Genomic DNA, 18,326 nt, shown 5'->3' with positions numbered 1-18,326 from the left:
AATTTTGTTGAGCAAATTGATAGTTTATACTACTAAAAGCAACAGGCTGGTAAAAATACCTGTTTAAACTATAAGGAGTAGAGCTTTTTTAGATTAGTCAAACAAATACCAGTCTACTCCAAAGGCAAATCCACGGCGCATTTGCAGAAAATCGGGGGCTACAAAATAACCAGCTCCCTGTAAAACGCCCTGATTCGCATGCGTCAGTTTGATGAACAGTCGGGTACGGTTTACACGTAAATTCGCATACACATCGGCCAGTACATACCCCTCTACCTGTGTGCGATTCTGTAAGTAAAACTGCTGTGCAACGGGCATATAGGCGTCCGCATAATAAGGCGATTTGTAATGTAAATCTATCCCCGTCTGAATATAGAGTACCTTAGCGTACAGGAACTCGTACTGTAGGCGGGTATTGATAAAGAATGGCGGCATCCGAATCACATCCGGCCCTTCTTTCACGGTATAGTACGCTTGCCCAGCTACCAAAAACTTCCCGATTTGTAGATGATATCCAACTCCAGGCTGAAAGATGTGTATGAGTTCGCCCTTCTGAGTCTGTGCTGGTACAGCTTTGTCGTTGAAATAGATATAATCCTTTAGTAGATAATAATCTAAGCTAGGCTGGATGCGTAACTGCTTATACTGAAGATTGAGTTTCCCATAAGCATGGTTGTATTTGGGCAAATTAAAATCATTATGCTGCCAAGAGAACACAATACTTTGAAAACGCTCCTGCAACAAAGTCGGATTGGTGGTAATGGTAGAATACCCGGCTGTCAACCACTTGCTTTCAAATTGCCCCTGAATCCGGTAGGTAACATTTCCCTTTGTATTCGCGCCAAACTCCGCTTCTGCCGTCAGGCGGGATAAGCTGTCAGGAAAATAATACCCGGCCCATCCACCAACAAAGGTTTCGGTTCGTGGTGTTTCGTACTGATTATAAACAGAGCGGGAGGTGTTATAGTATGTCACCTGCCGATAATTCCGTATGCGCAGATAAGCCCGGTAATTGAACGAAGCGCCCTTGTATTGCGCAACTCCTTTTATACCAAACTGATTTTCCAGCAACCGGAACCGCGAACGTTGAAAGATACGGGAGCTATCGCTGGACAAGGATGGGTAGAATGTAAGTGTATCTCTGCCGGGTGGTAAGACAGGCGACAGGATATATCGATTCAGTTTGAGAGTATCGTCCTGATAAAAATTCTTCTGCGTCTGATAATCAAAGCGGTGATACAGTTGAAAACCTTTATCCAGTACATACTGATGATACACATGCCAGTCGTTTCGAATTTCCCAACCATGCGGCCCCTGTGTAGCTGACGACGATGAACTTGAACTACCACTTCGCAATCGGGCATCGCCGGTGTAATTGTAAATAATCGGTTCATTAGCGGCCGTTAAACCGGGTACTACCCCCCCCTGCTCATCGAGGACATGATTCATGTTGTTGAAATGAGCCAGCAGGGTGTACTTATCGTTTTTCGAGCGGTAGTTGGTGTGCGCTAAAAAGCCCCAGTTCTGGGCCAGCAGCTTAAACGGGTCATTGTTACCAGCAGTACCAAACTGTTTTTGGGAGGTAAATCGCTGGAGGTTGAAGCCTACGTTCCAGCGCTGGGTAACATTCTGCGCCATATCGAAGCGCAAGATATTCTGGTTGTTGCCACCCAATGCCAGGTACATGTCGGTAAATGGCGATTTCGTGTCGAAGTATTTGACGCCCAGCGTTTGAAAGGCATACGGATTAAACACGTAATAGCCTGACTGGGTCCCCAATTGCTGTGGTGCCTGAATAAAGACGGATCGGATCGGCGTTCCCAAGGTTCCTAGGTCCTGATAAAGATTCTGGCTTCGCTGAACGTAGGTATACCGATGGCTCTCATCCATGGTAGTATCCAGTGTATACAGTTTTCGGCGGTTGTTCAGAATATCATCTTCCAACACGTAGCGCGTCGATTTAGGCCCATAAATTACCTTCGTCGAGTCGTCGATACCACTACCAGATGATCCAGTTGTTGAAGCCGGCATAGCCTGACGACCACCAAACCCGGACGGAACGCCACCGGGAAACTGCTGTGCCCAACTCCTGACCACCAGGCTGAGCATCAAAACCAAAACAAGAAAACTCCGATTCATTAACTCAAAAGTACGGCAAAACAGCCCATGGGTGCAAAATATAGCGCTCACTTAACGATTTTTAAGCTTCATAGGCCCGGAAGCGGTCATCTAAAAACGCCAGAAACTTCATCTCATCTCCATCTAAAAACTGAACCGCAATGGGTAGATAATACAGCGGCCAGGTTGATCGCTCTTCTGCCGTCAGCAGAGCATCAAGCTTTACCCAATCCTTTTCGGTGGTTAAGATGGCAGAATCCGCTGGTAAAACTGCTATTATCGACTCAAGGTCGGCACGCAAGTAAGCATAATGATCCGCAAATCGATAGTGCTTTCGGATACCATACGTTTGCCGAACGTAGTTTTCTAATGGATCGGCATTGGCCAGCCCGGATACCAACGTTACATTCGTCAAACCAGCAACTGGCTGATGCGTAGCAAACGATACGGGCTGGCCATACTGAAGTCCGGCAAAAAAAATAGGCGTATCTGGCCTGGTATATGATCGAATCCGTGCGACGACTCGCTGCTGTTCTGTCTTCCAGAGGTTGATCGGGCATTTGGTCACCACAATCGCATCGGCCCGACGAGCGCCCATACGTCGTTCGCGAAGTCGCCCGGCCGGAAACGGGTAATCGTCATAAAATAGTCGGTTGTAATCGGTCAATAAAATGGATAGATGCGGCCGAACTGCCCGATGCTGAAACGCATCATCGAGTACGACACAAGCCGTTTCGGGATAAACCGCCAGTAGCGACTGGATAGCCTCCACCCGTCGTTCACCCACACACACCCGAATCCGCTGACCAAACTTGCGATATATCTGTAACGGCTCATCCCCGACTGTTTCGGCCGTATCCGTATTTGTCGCGATTCGGAAACCTTTCGTCTTTCGTCCGTACCCCCGGCTTAGCGTAGCAACTGCCCCAACCAATGTAGGTTCATTTGATAGATACCGTTTAATCAAAAATTCGACCATTGGCGTTTTTCCAGTGCCTCCTACGGTTAAATTACCTACGCTGACAGCATAAACAGAGGGTCGTGTAGATGTGAATAAGTTATTATCAAAGAGCCAATTACGAAAATCCATGATTAATCCATAGATTCTACTGAGTGGGATGAGTAAACAATTAACCAGAAACCGTTTCATTAATATTTTCGTAAGTTTGCCCGTTTGAGCAGTCAAAAGTAGTACTTTTAGGGCTGGGTTTTCCCCTCCTCACCACCCTCACAATGAGTTTAAAAGCCGACTTCCTACCTTATACGCTGCATTTTCGCTTCGAAGCAGGTACCTCCCGAGGTGCGCTGACGAAGAAAACATCGTATATAATACGGCTTTTCGACGACGAACATCCATCGGTTGTCGGTTATGGTGAATGTGGTCCGCTGGCCGGGCTGAGCTATGATGACCGTCCAGATTTTACCGACTGCCTGCATAAGTATTGCCAGGAATTCAATGAGCTTGACCTTCAGATCTTTAGCTGGAATGTCCCGATCATCCTTAACCAGATCATTAGCCCGCAGTTTCCGAGCATTTTGTTTGGATTCGAAACGGCCATGCTCGATTTTCTGAACGGTGGTCGGCAATTGATTCGCCCGTCGGAGTTTACAACCGGCAATCGGTCGTTGCCTATCAATGGGCTGATCTGGATGGGCAATCCGACTTTCATGCGCCAGCAAATTGAGGAAAAGTTACAGGCGGGTTATACTACGATCAAGCTAAAAATTGGCGCTCTTGATTTTGAGCAGGAGTGCGATTTGCTGGCTATGATTCGGGAACGCTTTTCGGCCGACCAAATCATGCTGCGGGTAGATGCCAACGGGGCTTTCAAGCCAGAGGAAGCAATGCCCAAACTGGAACGATTAGCCAGCTACCAGCTTCATTCCATTGAGCAGCCCATCCGTGCGGGTCAAGCTGATGCTTTAGCCGATCTTTGCCGCCACTCGCCCGTCCCCATCGCACTCGATGAAGAGCTGATCGGGCAAATGGAATACGTTCACAAGTTTCGGCTATTAAAAAAAATACAACCCCAGTATATCGTCCTGAAACCAACTTTATTGGGTGGGCTCCGGCATTCCGATGAGTGGATTGAACTGGCCGGTCGGCTTAATATAGGCTGGTGGATCACCTCGGCTCTTGAATCAAATATTGGGCTCAATGCCATTGCTCAGTACACCGCACAGTTTAAACATCTGTTGCCGCAAGGGCTGGGAACTGGTCAATTGTTTTATAATAACGTCGAGAGTCCATTGTTTGTCGATCATGGTTTTTTACATTACGACGTCAATCGCTCCTGGAACTTCGCCCCTCTTTCGGTCGATGCAACAGGATCGTCGCTTACTTAACCCTACTTCGCTCTTTTGAATCTCCCTGCTGATCATATCCGTCTGTTATTTGGCCTTAAACTCCGCCAGTTACGGCTCGACAAAGGCTTGTCGGTCAGCGAATTGGCTCACCTTTCCGGCTTGTCGATTTCGTACGTTACTGAAATCGAAAAGGGCCGAAAATACCCCAAAGCAGACAAGATTTCGGCCCTGGCGGATGCCATGCATATCGATTATGATTCGCTGGTATCGCTCAAACTCAGTAAAAAACTAGAGCCGATTTCGGATCTGCTGCGGTCAAAATTTCTGACCGAAATTCCGCTTGAACTCTTTGGCATTGATCCGTCGGACCTGCTCGAACTCCTGGCCGAAGCCCCTGCTAAAGTCAGTGCTATGATCCGCACGTTTATGGATATAGCCCTGAGTTATAACATGAGCGTTGAACGGTTATACCTGACGATGCTGCGGTCGTATCAGGAGATGCACGACAACTATTTCCCGGAAATCGAAGCCGATGCCGATCAGTTTCTAACCGAATTTGCTACGTCACCCAACCAGGCCGTCGATGAAGCTCTGCTGACGAACCTGCTGAAAACCCGGTACGATATTCGGATCGAACAATTTGATCCTCTTACGCAACCCGAGCTGATTTCGCTACGGTCAATTTTCCGCCCTGAACAGTTAACCTTACATCTCAATGCTGGTCTGTCGGTCGAGCAGCGGTTGTTTATTCTGGGTCGCGAAGTCGGGTTTCACTATTTGTCGCTGAAAAATCGTCCCTATACGTACTCCTGGGTCGAAGCGGAGTCGTTTGAGCAAATCCTGAACAATTACAAGGCGTCTTATTTTGCCGGTGCCATTCTCATCCGACGGGATGCGCTAGTTTCCAAACTCGGTGAATTGTTTGCCCGCGATACCTGGAGTAACGACGATTTTCTGCAATTGATCGCCCAGTTTGGTTCTACACCCGAACGGTTTTTCTACCGGCTCAGCAATGTCCTGCCGAGCTATTTCGGCATCGACCAACTTTTCTTCTATCGGTTCAACCACACGCCCGGCCAGGCTACGTTCCAACTGACAAAAGAGATGCACCTCTCGCGTCAGCAGGGGCCGCGCAGTATCATGGACGAACATTTCTGCCGCCGTTGGATTGCCTGGACTATTCTTCAGGAGCTTCAGTTTCTACAGCAGCACAAAACATTCGATGGTGCCCTTTGCCGCGCCCAACTATCGGAATACGCCGATTCTGGACTACAATACCTGATTATCTCAGTCGCTCACCCGATTCAGCCGCAGTTTCAGCAAAACATGAGCGTATCCATGTGTTTTGCTGTCAACGATACGCTGAGAAGTAAAATGAAATTCCTGGCGCCCCCCCATGACATCAAATCACTGGAAAATATACCGTTTCGTGTTGTGAATCAAACCTGCGAACGATGCGGTATATTCGACTGTCGCGAACGGGTCTCTGCTCCAACCGTCCTTCAAAAGAAGCGCCAGTTTGAAGCCACCAAGAAAGCGATGGAAAAACTGAAATAATGTATAATGCAAAGTGCATAATGTATAATTGTAGCTAGCAACCCGCTATACATTATACATTATACATTATACATTATACATTATACATTATACATTATTTCGTTCCTCCGCCTAGTGCTCGATAAAGATCCACTAAGGCCAGAAACTGCGACCGTTTGGTTGTGATCAGGGCCAGTTGGGCCTCAAACACATTCCGCTGGGCGGTAATCACTTCCAGATAGGTTGCATAGCCATTGGCAAAAAGCTCATTTGAGGTAGCCGTTGCCTGACGCAATACAGACACTTCCTGACGCTGTAGACTGGCTACATTCCGGTAGTTCTCTAACCCTTTCAGGCTAGTCAGCACCTCCGAAACGCCGTTGATAATCGTCCGTTGATAGGCATAATACGCTTCGCGGCTCTGGGCAGTTACCAAAGCCAGGTTGCCCTGTAACTGCCGACGATTCAAAACGGGTACAGCCAGTCCACCGAATATTCCCAGCGCCAATGATTGCGGATTCAACAGTACACCCGGCCGAAACGCATTGAATCCCAGATAAGGCGTCAGATTAAGCGATGGCAAAAACTCGGCCTGTGCTACGGCCACATCGACATTGGCCGCTTCGAGTTCGCGTTCGGCCTGTCGAATATCGGGACGACGACGGACCAACTGAGAAGGAATACCAGCGGAGATAGCTGTAGGGACCGACTGTTTCTCAATGGAAGCTCCTCGGGCTATCGGTTGAGGATACCGGCCTAGCAGTCTGTTCACTTGATTTTCAGTCTCGACAATATCTTGTAACACCCGACCTTCCAGTGCCCGCGTATTAAGCAATTGTGCTTTAAACTGTTGAACAGCCAACTCCGTCACCCGACCCGCGGCCTTCTGGACTTCGACTAATTCGACGGCTTTCTGCTGAAGTTCGACGTTATCGCCGATGATTTCCAGCTCAGCATCTAACGCTAAGAGGGTATAATACAGTCGGGCAACATCGGCAATCAGGCTGGTTACGATCAAGTTTCGCCCTTCCTGCGAGGCCAGTATGCGCGTATAGGCTGCCCGTCGTCGGTTACGAAGCTTCCCCCACAGATCAACCTCCCAAGAGCTCCGCAGCCCCAGAAAATAATCCGGCGTTGGGTTCGGAATCAGGCTTGTGCCCGACACATTGCCCGACAGGTTCGTATCGTAATTGCCAACCCCATTGAGCGTATAACGCCCATACCGATCGACGGAAGCTGTAGCTACGGCATCGACCCGTGGCATTAACGCTCCCTGACTGATCCGGTAGGTAGCCTGAACAGCTTCGATACGTTGACGAGCGATTTTCAGATCCAGGTTTCGGGACAGAGCCGTATCAATCAGGGCAACTAAGTTCGGATCGGTAAACAGTTCCTGAGGAGACCGCCCGGCAATATTGGTCGAATCGCTTCGATCGGCACCGGAGCGGTTGGTATAGGTTTGCGGCACCGTTACGCTTGGTATAGGCGCCGGGTTATGAACAATTTTACAACCACTCAGGTAACTGGCCAAAACAACACTTATAATAAAACAGGGGATATTACGACTCTTGAAGTAGGGCACCATTCGAATTCGTTTTAGTGGATTTGGCGGTAGGTTTGGGCTTATCGCTGGTCGATTTCGTAGCTCCAAATTTTTGAGCAAGTTTGGCAAACAACACGTATAGGCCCGGCACTAAGACCAGTCCAAACACCGTTCCGATTGCCATACCGCCAGCGGCTGCGGTACCAATAGAACGATTTCCTAATGCCCCAGCACCCGATGCGATACAAAGGGGAATAAGACCGGCAATAAATGCCAGAGAGGTCATCAGAATCGGGCGCAGACGAGTGACAGCCCCTTCGATGGCCGCTTTCAAAATGGGTAATCCTTCCTGCTGGCGTTGATTGGCAAATTCAACAATTAGAATGGCGTTTTTACCCATCAACCCAATCAGCATGACCAGCGACACCTGCGCGTAGATATTATTTTGCAAACCAGCCAGTTGCAGGCACAAAAACGACCCAAAAATCCCAGCCGGAAGTGATAGCAATACCGATAACGGCAGAAATAAGCTTTCGTACTGCGCGACCAGCAAGAGATACACAAAGACCAGACAGATCAGGAAGATAAAAATGGCCTGGTCGCCCGACAGTACCTCTTCGCGCGACATCCCCGACCAGGCGAATGAGTAACCGCGTGGCAGTTCCTTATCGGCCACTTCCTGCACCGCCCGCAAGGCATCACCACTACTGTACCCCGGTGCCGCATCACCATTGAGCAGCGCTGACATATACATGTTGTAGCGGGTAATCTGTTCGGGGCCATACACCCGTTCCAGCCGAACGAAATTGGAATAGGGCACCATTTCACCTACGTTGTTCTTTACCCGTAGGTTCAGCACATCTTCTGGTTTGGCGCGGTATTCGGGCGACGCCTGGACCATCACTTTGTACATCTGCCCAAACCGGATGAAATTGGATGCGTAGTAGCTTCCCAGCAGCGTTTGAAGCGTACTCATGGCATTATCGATCGACACTCCTTTTTGGGCCGCTTTGTCCTGATCGACCTGCAACAGGTATTGCGGGAAACTGGGATCAAAACTCGTGAAGGCGTTACCGATTTCGGGTCGCTTTTTTAAAGACTGCACAAATGCATCGGCAACTTTCTTAGTCTTCTGCAGATCACCCGTCCCCGTCCGATCCAGCATCCGAAGTTCAAAACCGCTCGAATTCCCAAAACCAGGCACGGTCGGTGGCGGGAAAAACTGAATGCTGGCATCCTGTACCCGTTTCGTTTTCTCTTCCAGCTCGGCAATCACCTCTTCCAGCGTTTGTGTTCGATTCCCCCAATCTTTGAGACTGATCATGCCCATACCATACGAAGCGCCTACGCCATCGGTCATCAGGCTATAGCCCGCCAGCGTCGATACATTGTCGACAGCCTGCATTTTCGACGCCACCTTCTGAATTCTATCCAGTACCTCTTCCGTACGCTTCAGGGTAGCCCCAACCGGTGTGGTTACGTTGATGTAGATCATTCCCTGGTCTTCGGTCGGGATAAAGCCTGCGGGTAGTATTGAGCTCACTCCCCAGGTACCACCGGCAAACAGGGCCAGCATCCCCAACGTAATAACCCCTCGGCTGGCTACTCGTTTCAATACCCGCTGGTAGCGTCCGGTAAGCGCTTCGAAACCCCGATTGAACCAGGCAAAAAAACGACCCAACACACCCGTAGGTGTATGATCGTGCGAGGACCGAAGCAACAACGCACACAAAGCAGGTGTTAACGTAACGGCATTGATCCCGGAAATCACGATGGCGATGGCCAGCGTCAACGAAAACTGACGGTAGAAAATGCCCACCGGACCCGACATAAACGCGACAGGAATAAAAACCGCCGACATAACCAGTGTAATCGCCACCAGCGCCCCACTGATTTCGTTCATGGCTGCAAACGTGGCTTCGCGAGGCTCCATATGGTCTTCGCTCATTTTGGCATGCACGGCTTCTACAACCACAATGGCATTATCGACCACAATCCCGATGGCCAATACTAAGGCAAAGAGCGTGAGCAGGTTAATGGAAAATCCGATGCTGCTCATGAACGCAAACGACCCGACCAACGCTACGGGTACCGCCAACGCACAGATCAGGGTTGACCGCCAGTCCTGCAAAAACAGAAAAACAACCAGAAACACCAGCACGAAAGCCTCTATCAAGGTCCGAATTACCTCATGAATGGAAGCATCCAGAAACCGCGATACATCGTAGGCAAAATTGTAGGTCATACCCGGCGAAAAGCTGGTTTCCTTCAACTCGGCCATGCGCGTTTTGATGTTGTTGATTACCTCCCGCGCATTCGAGCCCGGCCGCTGCTTGATCATGATCGAAGCCGATGGGCGTCCGTCTGTTTTAGACAACATATCATAATCGAGCGAACCAAATTCGATGTCGGCCACATCTTTCAGGCGCAGGATCTGCCCGTCATGTTCGGCCCGCAAAACGAGATTTTCGTATTGTTTCGGGTCAAAGAATTTACCGCTATATCGTAGGACATATTGCAGCATTTGCGGTGTACGGTCGGCACTCTCACCGGCTTTACCGGGAGCCGCTTCTACGTTTTGCTGCCGAATGGCCGTAATCACTTCATCGGGAGAAATGCTGTAGGCCGTCATCCGATCGGGTCGGAGCCATACGCGCATAGAGTACTCCCGAGAGCCCATAATATCGACGAACCCCACGCCATCAATCCGCTTTAGCTCGGCCAGTACATTGATGTCGGCAAAATTGTAGATGAATTTTTCATCCACTGTTGGGTCTTCGCTGAAGATATTGAGGTACAGCAGCATACTGTTCACCTCTTTTTCGGTCGACACCCCCGCTTTAATTACCTCTTCGGGGAGTTCGTCCAGTACCGTCGTAACCCGATTCTGAACGCCCATAGCCGCCAGATCGGGATCGGTGCCTACTTTAAAGAATACCTGAATGATGGTGCTCCCGTCGTTTCCCGATACGGAGTTCATGTACACCATACCCGGAACCCCATTGATGGCCCGCTCGAGGGGCATAGCTACGGCTTTGGTGGCTACTTCGGCATTGGCCCCGGTATATTTGGCGGTTACGGTAACGGATGGAGGCACAATATCAGGAAACTGCGTAACGGGCAGTTCCAGTAAGGCCAATACACCCAGCAGCGTAATCAATACCGATATAACGGCCGACAGCAGGGGGCGTTTTATAAATAAATCAAACATGAGAGATTCTGTTTCACTGTTGAGCAAGCGTATTCGGGGCAGATGAGCTATCGGCTTCTACGGCCTCCGGGATGATCTGATCGCCATCGCGAATATTCTGAATACCCTCATACACAACCCGTTCGCCGGGGGCAAGACCCGACCGGACAATGTAGTTGAGGCCAACGCGTGCCTGGGGAACGAAACTCCGCGATTTCACTTTGTTCGCTTTATCAACTACGTACACGAAGTTTTTATCCTGTACTTCAAATACGGCCTTTTGCGGTACCAGCAGCGCATCTCCAACGGTGCTCGGCAACCGAATTTTACCCGATGAGCCATGCTTCAGCAGCTTTTGCGGATTCGGGAATCGCGCCCGGAAGGCAATGGTCCCCGATTCTTCTTCAAAAACGCTTTCCATGGTTTCAATTCGCCCTTTGTGTGGGTAAGGCGATTCATCGGCCAGCATCATTTCGACTACCTGACCATTTTTCCCGATCAGTTCACGGTGCTTTTTCAGGAAACCCAAGTATTCTTTTTCTGATACATCGAAGTAGGCAAAGACCTCCCGAATGTCAGACACTTCGGTTAACAAGGCACCCTCTTCGATCAGGCTACCAATTTTGAACGGGATCCGGTTGATCACCCCGTCGAACGGGGCCCGTATATGGGCATGGGCCAGCCGCAAAGAAGCCGTCGACAAAGCCGACTGAGCTTCTTCAATTTGTGCCTTTGCAACATCGAGCTTTGCTTTTGCCAGATCTAATTCGGAAGGAGAAACGATTTTTTTCTCTACCAGTAGTTTAACCCGGGTAACTTCTACTTCAGCCGTTTTGGCAGTGGCTTCAGCACTTTTCAGTGTGGCCTTTGCCTTATCCAGCCCGACTTTGTATTCGGCCGCATTCAGGCTAAATAATAATTGTCCTTGCTGAACCGACTGCCCTTCATCCACATAGATTTTCTCCAGAAAGCCGGACACACGGGCACGAATTTCAACGTTACGAACGGCTTCGAGGGTAGTTACGTAATCGCGTTGGAGCGTGGTCGACTGCCGAGTCAGTTGCACGACAGGAAGGGTAAGCTTTTCGGGCTGTTCGGTTTGGGTTCCCTTTCCGGTACAACCAACCAGCCAGACGCACATCAGTACGGTGGGAAATTGGAGTCTGTTTTTCATGACTTCATAGAGCTATATAGTAATCACAACCAACGGCATACGCTGGTAGCCGGGATAACGAGTCCCTTGAAAATTGAGTTAAGAAACGGATATAAAGGCCCCAACCGACGAAAGATCAGTTAGGCTTCTTGTTGAATAAACCAGTCACGAACTGGATTATAGTTTAGGCTACAGGCTGTGGGGGCGGAGCCTGAATTTCCAGCACACAAGTGGAAACAAACTCAGACTGAAACGGTATATTGCCCGACATCAGACACTGAACGGGTAACAGTTTAGGAGCAAAAACAAAGAATGGTGTAAAGTCGTAGTCTGATTCGGGCTCGGTCAGTTCCGAATCGTCATCAGGATCGTCATGCTCAGGAATGGCATCCTGCAATCCCAGACACTCTTCCAGTATGAACTCACCGATACTCTCGATTTGATTAACCGACATGTCTTTATGGTCGACAGTTGTTTGCCCCGATTGTACAATCGTATCCTGAACGTCGATGCTTAAATTAAGTACATTCAACGCAATCAGGAGGCAAAGCAGCCGATATACCAAAAAGTTATAATATCGTTTCTTCATATCGTTTAGAAACCAAATGTAATTCGGCAGACTTAGAAACTCAACTAATTTCGTATCAGATACTTATAAAACTTGGATAAAGATAACTGATTCCAAGATAGATTAAATTTCGATTAAAAATCCATTTAACATTTATGAATTTTTTACGAATTACGGCCGACCATCCTTACTTAGTTCCTATTCAAACCTGGTATGAGGAGACCTTCCCCATCGATGAACGACGAACTTTTCCAGAATTGCTACGCCTTCTCTCCTACCCAGAGATGCATCTGTGCGCACTGGTCAACGACGACGATCTGGTAGGTTTTATAATTTACTGGCATTGGAATAAGGTTGTGTTTGTAGAGCACTTCGCCATTGACCCTGAGCAGCGAGGAAAACAGTTTGGCCAACAGGCGCTGGCACAGTTACTCCAATTATCTCCCGACTATTTTCTGCTGGAGGTAGAACGGCCCATCGACGAGACGGGTCATCGGCGCATCCGATTTTACGAACGACAAGGGTTCATTCTGAATCCGTTCGACTACATCCAGCCTCCTTATCAACCTGACAAAGCACCCGTTCCCATGCGACTGATGTCGATTCCAGCCATTCCGGATTTGCCCGTTTATGAGCGGCTTAGTAAGCTGATTAAAGAACAAGTTTACGAGCGATTCTATCTTTAATTTTTCATGAATCCTATAGTCGAACCATTGATCGCTTCAGTAGACATACAAAAAAGCGATCTGCTTTTAGTGCTATATACTCGTGCCTAAATAGCTATATTAGGCTGATAATCTTGCCAATACTAAATTTCACTCCCTACTCCATGCGCCTACTTTATTTCTTTTTAACCATTAGTTTGCTTGTTTCCTGCCAATCGAATAAGGAATCTACTTCCATTTCCGTTGCCGACTATTTTACATATGGTGATACGCCTGAATCAGGAGGGGTAAAACTCATTCCGATTAAAACACCCGTGGGTGAATTTAAGGTCTGGACAAAACGATTTGGCAACAATCCGAAAATAAAAGTCCTGTTGCTGCACGGTGGTCCAGCCATGACGCATGAGTACATGGAATGCTTTGAGACGTTTTTTGGTCGGGAAGGCTTTGAATTTTACGAATACGATCAATTAGGTTCCTACTACAGCGACCAGCCCAAAGACGATAAACTTTGGACCACCGAACGATTTGTAGAAGAAGTCGAGCAGGTGCGCCAGGCAATCGGTGCCGACAATACCAATTTCTACGTACTGGGCAATTCGTGGGGTGGTATTCTGGGCATGGAGTATGCACTGAAGTATCAAAAGAATCTAAAAGCATTGCTAGTAGCTAACATGGTAGCCAGTGCTCCTGAGTATGGTAAATACGCGGAGGAAGTACTCGCCAAACAAATGAAACCTGATGTATTGGCCGAGGTAAGAGCTATTGAAGCCAAAAAGGACTTTTCGAATCCGCGCTACATGGAGCTGCTCATTCCTAATTTTTACCATGAGCATATCTGCCGTCTAACTGACTGGCCGGATGCCCTCAACCGTTCCATCAAACACGCTAACAACGATGTTTACACATTGATGCAGGGACCTAGCGAGTTTGGTATTAGTGGTCGGCTGGCCAGGTGGGACATTAAAAGTCGATTGCACGAAATCACGATCCCAACCTTGATGATCGGTGCTAAACACGATACGATGGACCCTAAGGCCATGGAAGCGCAAAGCAAACTGGTCAAAAAAGGGCGTTATCTGTATTGCCCTAATGGTAGCCACTTATCCATGTGGGACGACCAGAAGGTCTTTATGGATGGCGTAATCCAGTTTATCCACGATGTTGATTCAGGACGATTTTAACTGGGTTTACGAGACTGCTCGCTGAACTGTGGCACGGCTGATACAAGCGCCTAATTATCAACTATAGAATCAGCCGTGTCACAGTTTACAATGCACTATCGGTTTTACATGGAGAAATCATACCGATACCTAACGGATAAAATCCTTTCAAACCCAAAGTACTGACCGATCAATTTGGGCAATAGAATCTCTCCCGGTCAAAATCATGGCCAGTTCAAGCTCTTCTTTAAGAATCGTCATCACTTTTGCCACCCCATCAGCTCCTCCACAGGCTAGCCCGTAGCAAACGGGTTTTCCTACCAGTACCGCACTGGCACCTAGTGCAATCGCTTTCAAGACATCGGTGCCTCTACGAATTCCTCCATCCAGTAAAATAGGAACCCGTCCGGCAACCCGCTCGGCAATGGAAGGCAGCACTTCAATAGTAGCGGGTACGGTATCCAGGTTTCGACCACCGTGATTCGACACCACAATCCCTGAAACACCAGCCTGAATGGCCCGTTCGGCATCTTCAGAATTTAAGATTCCCTTCACCAATACCGGAATGGTAACCACTGATGTCAACCAGGTAATATCATTCCAGGTCAGAGGTTTTTTTTGCGGGCCAGGAGCGAGCATATACGGTGCGTGAATACCGTCGGGCAATCCGAAATTAATCCGCTGTTCGCGGTTCCGAACCCCTCCTACCGGCGTATCGACCGTCACGCAGAGTGCCCGACAACCCAACGCTTCAGCTTTCTGAACAAGGCCTTTCGTAAATTCCCGATCGTCACGAACATAGAGTTGAAACCATAAAGGTCCGGTAGCAGTCTCAGCAATTTCTTCGAGTGGTGTTGTGGTGAACGAACTAACGACGTAGGTAGCCGAAGCCATACCTGCGCCACGCGCTGTTGCCAGTTCACCTTCAGGGTGCATGATCCGGTGGTAAGCTGTAGGGGCAATAAGAATCGGATACGGTATTTCGTCCCCAAACAACGTGACTCGGGTATCAGGCAGGGTCATATCGGCCAACACCGTCGGATTGAGTTTAATGGCATCAAAGGCCTGCCGATTCCAGCGCAGGGTTAGTTCGTCGGCCGCTCCACTGGCTACATATTCGTAGGCCAATCGGGTCATTTTATGCTCAGCTTCCCGCTCAAAGTCAAATACATTGACCACACCTGACAAATCAATGTTCTCACTGATTGGAAAATCGGCGGAAGTATTGGCTAATTGGTTTTGATAAGCTGAAGGCTGATTGAGGTCATTGGCCAAGGCACTCATTGCTTTACTATCGGTTATCGCTAATGGCGAAAATTAGGGTATATACTTCTCTATTAGCCAAAGTCTATACAGTTCTAATTCTAAGCTAAATTTACCAATTCTGCACATTGTAATGTAAGTTTTCTGTCATTCCGACGAAGGACCGGGCCGCCGAAGCGGGAATCTTCGGGTGAGGAAGAAATACGACACTTATCCGAAGGTTCCCGCTCCGGCGGCCCGGTCCTTCGTCGGAATGACAGAAAACAATCAAAGACTTAAATAACAGTGCATTCAGTTTTCAACGCATAAAAAACCGGCCAGCTACCTTTCGGAAGCTGGCCGGTTAGAAACCCGTGTTTTATTTACGCGTTCTGTTTCATCCGAATGATGTTCAGAGCAGCACCTGCCTTGAACCATTCGATCTGCCCTTCGTTATAGGTATGATTGACCAGGAACTCGTCGGTTGTACCATCCGAATGGTGCAATACGATTTCGAGGGGACGACCCGGTGCAAATTCGGTTAGACCTTCAATGTCAATCACATCATCCTCCTGAATCTTATCGTAGTCGGCTGGATTAGCGAAGGTCAACGCTAACATACCCTGCTTTTTCAGATTCGTTTCGTGGATACGAGCGAACGAACGAACCAGAATAGCTCGAACACCCAGGAAGCGAGGCTCCATGGCGGCATGCTCACGCGACGAACCTTCACCGTAGTTTTCATCACCCACCACAATCGACCCGATACCAGCGGCTTTGTAAGCGCGTTGTACCGCCGGTACTTCGCCATACTCACCTGTCAACTGATTCTTAACGGTGTTGGTCTTCTCATTGAAGTAGTTTACCGCCCCGATCAGCATGTTGTTCGAGATATTGTCGAGGTGACCACGGTATTTCAACCATGGACCAGCCATCGAAATGTGGTCAGTGGTACACTTACCTTTTGCCTTGATCAGCAGTTTCAGCCCGTTGATGTCGGTACCTTCCCAGGCTGGGAATGGAGCAAGCAGTTGCAGACGGTCGGAGGTTGGGCTAACGATAACCTGTACGCTCGATCCATCCTGGGCCGGAGCCTGATAGCCCGCGTCGTCTACAGCATAGCCTTTTACGGGTTGCTCGATACCGGCGGGCTCATCCAGTTTCACCTGTTCGCCAGCCTCGTTGGTCAGCGTGTCGGTCATCGGGTTGAACGTCAGGTCACCGGCAATAGCGAAAGCTGTAACGATTTCAGGCGATGCCACAAACGCGTGGGTACCCGCGTTACCGTCATTCCGCTTCGCGAAGTTCCGGTTAAACGAGGTGATGATCGAGTTTTTACGGGTGGGATCGTCCATATGCCGTGCCCACTGACCAATACAGGGACCACAGGCATTCGCCATGACAACACCCCCAATTTCTTCAAAGGTATTTAGCAGGCCATCGCGTTCGGCCGTAAAACGTACCAGTTCCGAACCGGGCGTAACCGTAAACTCAGCCTTGGTTTTCAGATTCTTAGCCGTTGCCTGTGCGGCTACCGAAGCCGACCGGGTCATATCTTCGTAGCTGGAGTTGGTGCACGAACCAATCAGACCGACTTCCAGTTTGGTAGGCCAGTTGTTTTCTTTCACCGCTTTGGCGAAGTTCGACAGCGGCCACGCCAGATCGGGTGTAAATGGACCGTTGATGTGCGGCTCCAGTTCCGACAGGTTGATTTCGATCAGTTGATCGTAGTATGATGCCGGATCAGCATAGACTTCATCATCCGAACGGAGGTGTTCTTTAACAGCATCCGCAGCTTCAGCGATTTCGGCCCGAGTCGTTGCTTTCAGGTAGTTCGCCATCTTCTCATCGTAGGCGAAGATCGACGTGGTAGCGCCAATTTCAGCACCCATGTTACAGATGGTCCCTTTACCCGTAGCCGACAGACTTTCAGCACCTTCACCAAAGTATTCAACGATGCATCCGGTACCACCTTTTACGGTCAGGATACCCGCTACACGCAGGATAACGTCTTTGGCTGATGCCCAACCGCTCAGTTTACCGGTCAGTTTAACTCCGATCAGCTTCGGCATTTTCAATTCCCATGCCAGGCCAGCCATTACGTCGCAGGCATCAGCCCCACCGACACCAATGGCGATCATACCCAGACCACCCGCATTTGGAGTGTGCGAGTCGGTACCGATCATCATTCCACCGGGGAACGCGTAATTCTCAATCACGACCTGGTGAATGATCCCCGCACCCGGCTTCCAGAAACCGATGCCATATTTGTTGGAGATGGACGACAGGAAGTCGTATACTTCTTTATTTTTACTTTTGGCAATATCCAGGTCCTTTTCAGCTCCTACTTCAGCCTGAATCAGGTGATCGCAGTGAACCGTTGAGGGTACTGCTACCTTCGGCCGACCTGCCTGCATAAACTGCAACAAGGCCATTTGGGCCGTTGCGTCCTGCATGGCTACGCGGTCGGGCGCAAAATCCACGTAGGCTTTACCCCGCTCATACGCCTGAGTTGGCGTACCGGCAAAGAGGTGACTGTATAAAATCTTTTCCGACAGAGTCAGCGGTTTGCCCACTGCCTGCCGGGCTGCTTCGACGCGTTCACCAAGGTTGGCATACACACGCTGAATCATGTCTAAATCAAAAGCCATAGCAAATGAGGATAACAGGTTACTGATAAAAGCTGTTCTATAAAGACAACCAATGAATTCACAAAATGGATTCCGGTTAGCGGGCCAAAATTAGAAGATTCTGTCACGTTTTGGAAATATTACTTTGTATTACCGCTTACAAGATGATTAGGAAGCAAGAAAAATCCGTCAATTGTAGCCTTTACCTCGT

At 49.0% G+C, this 18,326-nt stretch carries 12 protein-coding genes; 4 read left to right on the top strand and 8 right to left on the bottom strand.

The genetic code is table 11. The annotated features are described in order from the left end of the window. Nucleotides 1-93: 93 nt before the first annotated feature. Both ACYVFD_RS25245 and lpxK read right to left on the bottom strand, forming a co-directional pair. Complete coding sequence (locus ACYVFD_RS25245; protein ID WP_461093283.1) at nucleotides 94-2,139, bottom strand: putative porin; 2,046 nt, start codon at nucleotides 2,137-2,139, stop codon at nucleotides 94-96. 61 nt (nucleotides 2,140-2,200) lie between these two features. Beyond that, entirely contained in the window at nucleotides 2,201-3,268 is a 1,068-nt protein-coding gene (gene lpxK / locus ACYVFD_RS25240) for a tetraacyldisaccharide 4'-kinase (RefSeq protein ID WP_461093282.1), read from the bottom strand. A gap of 83 nt (nucleotides 3,269-3,351) precedes the next feature. Here lpxK and ACYVFD_RS25235 point away from each other — a divergent pair, with 83 nt between their 5' ends. Then, nucleotides 3,352-4,464, top strand: coding sequence for an o-succinylbenzoate synthase (locus ACYVFD_RS25235; protein WP_461093281.1), 1,113 nt, complete (start codon nucleotides 3,352-3,354; stop codon nucleotides 4,462-4,464). A 15-nt stretch (nucleotides 4,465-4,479) separates the two neighbouring features. Then, a complete protein-coding gene (locus ACYVFD_RS25230; protein ID WP_461093280.1) occupies nucleotides 4,480-5,982 on the top strand; it encodes a helix-turn-helix domain-containing protein in 1,503 nt (500 codons plus the stop codon). 94 nt (nucleotides 5,983-6,076) lie between these two features. Here ACYVFD_RS25230 and ACYVFD_RS25225 read toward each other — a convergent pair whose 3' ends face one another. From ACYVFD_RS25225 to ACYVFD_RS25210, 4 genes are all read right to left on the bottom strand, one after another. Further along, nucleotides 6,077-7,546, bottom strand: a complete 1,470-nt coding sequence (locus tag ACYVFD_RS25225) for a TolC family protein (protein WP_461093279.1) — start codon at nucleotides 7,544-7,546, stop codon at nucleotides 6,077-6,079. Next, nucleotides 7,521-10,715, bottom strand: a complete 3,195-nt coding sequence (locus ACYVFD_RS25220; RefSeq protein ID WP_461093278.1) for an efflux RND transporter permease subunit — start codon at nucleotides 10,713-10,715, stop codon at nucleotides 7,521-7,523. Before ACYVFD_RS25220 ends, ACYVFD_RS25225 begins: the two co-directional genes overlap by 26 nt. Nucleotides 10,716-10,728: 13 nt before the next feature. Beyond that, nucleotides 10,729-11,868, bottom strand: coding sequence for an efflux RND transporter periplasmic adaptor subunit (locus tag ACYVFD_RS25215; protein WP_461093277.1), 1,140 nt, complete (start codon nucleotides 11,866-11,868; stop codon nucleotides 10,729-10,731). Nucleotides 11,869-12,031: 163 nt separating this feature from the next. Further along, nucleotides 12,032-12,436: a hypothetical protein gene (locus ACYVFD_RS25210; protein WP_461093276.1), complete on the bottom strand. Its 405-nt coding sequence runs from the start codon at nucleotides 12,434-12,436 to the stop codon at nucleotides 12,032-12,034. Nucleotides 12,437-12,570: 134 nt separating this feature from the next. Between ACYVFD_RS25210 and ACYVFD_RS25205 the strand changes: the two genes are divergently transcribed. Then, nucleotides 12,571-13,101 (top strand): GNAT family N-acetyltransferase, encoded by a 531-nt coding sequence (locus ACYVFD_RS25205; RefSeq protein WP_461093275.1) that lies wholly within the window; start codon nucleotides 12,571-12,573, stop codon nucleotides 13,099-13,101. Nucleotides 13,102-13,244: 143 nt separating this feature from the next. Further along, nucleotides 13,245-14,264 (top strand): proline iminopeptidase-family hydrolase, encoded by a 1,020-nt coding sequence (locus tag ACYVFD_RS25200; RefSeq protein WP_461093274.1) that lies wholly within the window; start codon nucleotides 13,245-13,247, stop codon nucleotides 14,262-14,264. Nucleotides 14,265-14,411: 147 nt separating this feature from the next. Here ACYVFD_RS25200 and ACYVFD_RS25195 read toward each other — a convergent pair whose 3' ends face one another. After that, nucleotides 14,412-15,527 carry an alpha-hydroxy acid oxidase gene (locus ACYVFD_RS25195; RefSeq protein WP_461093273.1) on the bottom strand — a complete coding sequence of 372 codons (1,116 nt, stop codon included), beginning with the start codon at nucleotides 15,525-15,527 and terminating at the stop codon, nucleotides 14,412-14,414. A gap of 341 nt (nucleotides 15,528-15,868) precedes the next feature. After that, on the bottom strand, nucleotides 15,869-18,136 hold the full coding sequence (locus ACYVFD_RS25190; RefSeq protein ID WP_461093272.1) for an aconitate hydratase: 2,268 nt from the start codon (nucleotides 18,134-18,136) through the stop codon (nucleotides 15,869-15,871). Nucleotides 18,137-18,326 lie beyond the last annotated feature (190 nt).

The organism is Spirosoma gilvum (assembly GCF_054776815.1).
This window is presented reverse-complemented; position numbering and strand designations above follow the sequence as displayed.

Excerpts from the sequence above, each read along its gene's own strand:
- ACYVFD_RS25215 (WP_461093277.1), bottom strand. The coding sequence starts at position 11,868 with ATGAAAAACAGACTCCAATTTCCCACCGTACTGATGTGCGTCTGGCTG.
- ACYVFD_RS25245 (WP_461093283.1), bottom strand. The coding sequence starts at position 2,139 with ATGAATCGGAGTTTTCTTGTTTTGGTTTTGATGCTCAGCCTGGTGGTC.
- ACYVFD_RS25190 (WP_461093272.1), bottom strand. The coding sequence starts at position 18,136 with ATGGCTTTTGATTTAGACATGATTCAGCGTGTGTATGCCAACCTTGGT.
- ACYVFD_RS25195 (WP_461093273.1), bottom strand. The coding sequence starts at position 15,527 with ATGAGTGCCTTGGCCAATGACCTCAATCAGCCTTCAGCTTATCAAAAC.
- ACYVFD_RS25210 (WP_461093276.1), bottom strand. The coding sequence starts at position 12,436 with ATGAAGAAACGATATTATAACTTTTTGGTATATCGGCTGCTTTGCCTC.
- ACYVFD_RS25200 (WP_461093274.1), top strand. The coding sequence starts at position 13,245 with ATGCGCCTACTTTATTTCTTTTTAACCATTAGTTTGCTTGTTTCCTGC.
- ACYVFD_RS25235 (WP_461093281.1), top strand. The coding sequence starts at position 3,352 with ATGAGTTTAAAAGCCGACTTCCTACCTTATACGCTGCATTTTCGCTTC.
- lpxK (WP_461093282.1), bottom strand. The coding sequence starts at position 3,268 with ATGAAACGGTTTCTGGTTAATTGTTTACTCATCCCACTCAGTAGAATC.
- ACYVFD_RS25205 (WP_461093275.1), top strand. The coding sequence starts at position 12,571 with ATGAATTTTTTACGAATTACGGCCGACCATCCTTACTTAGTTCCTATT.
- ACYVFD_RS25220 (WP_461093278.1), bottom strand. The coding sequence starts at position 10,715 with ATGTTTGATTTATTTATAAAACGCCCCCTGCTGTCGGCCGTTATATCG.
- ACYVFD_RS25225 (WP_461093279.1), bottom strand. The coding sequence starts at position 7,546 with ATGGTGCCCTACTTCAAGAGTCGTAATATCCCCTGTTTTATTATAAGT.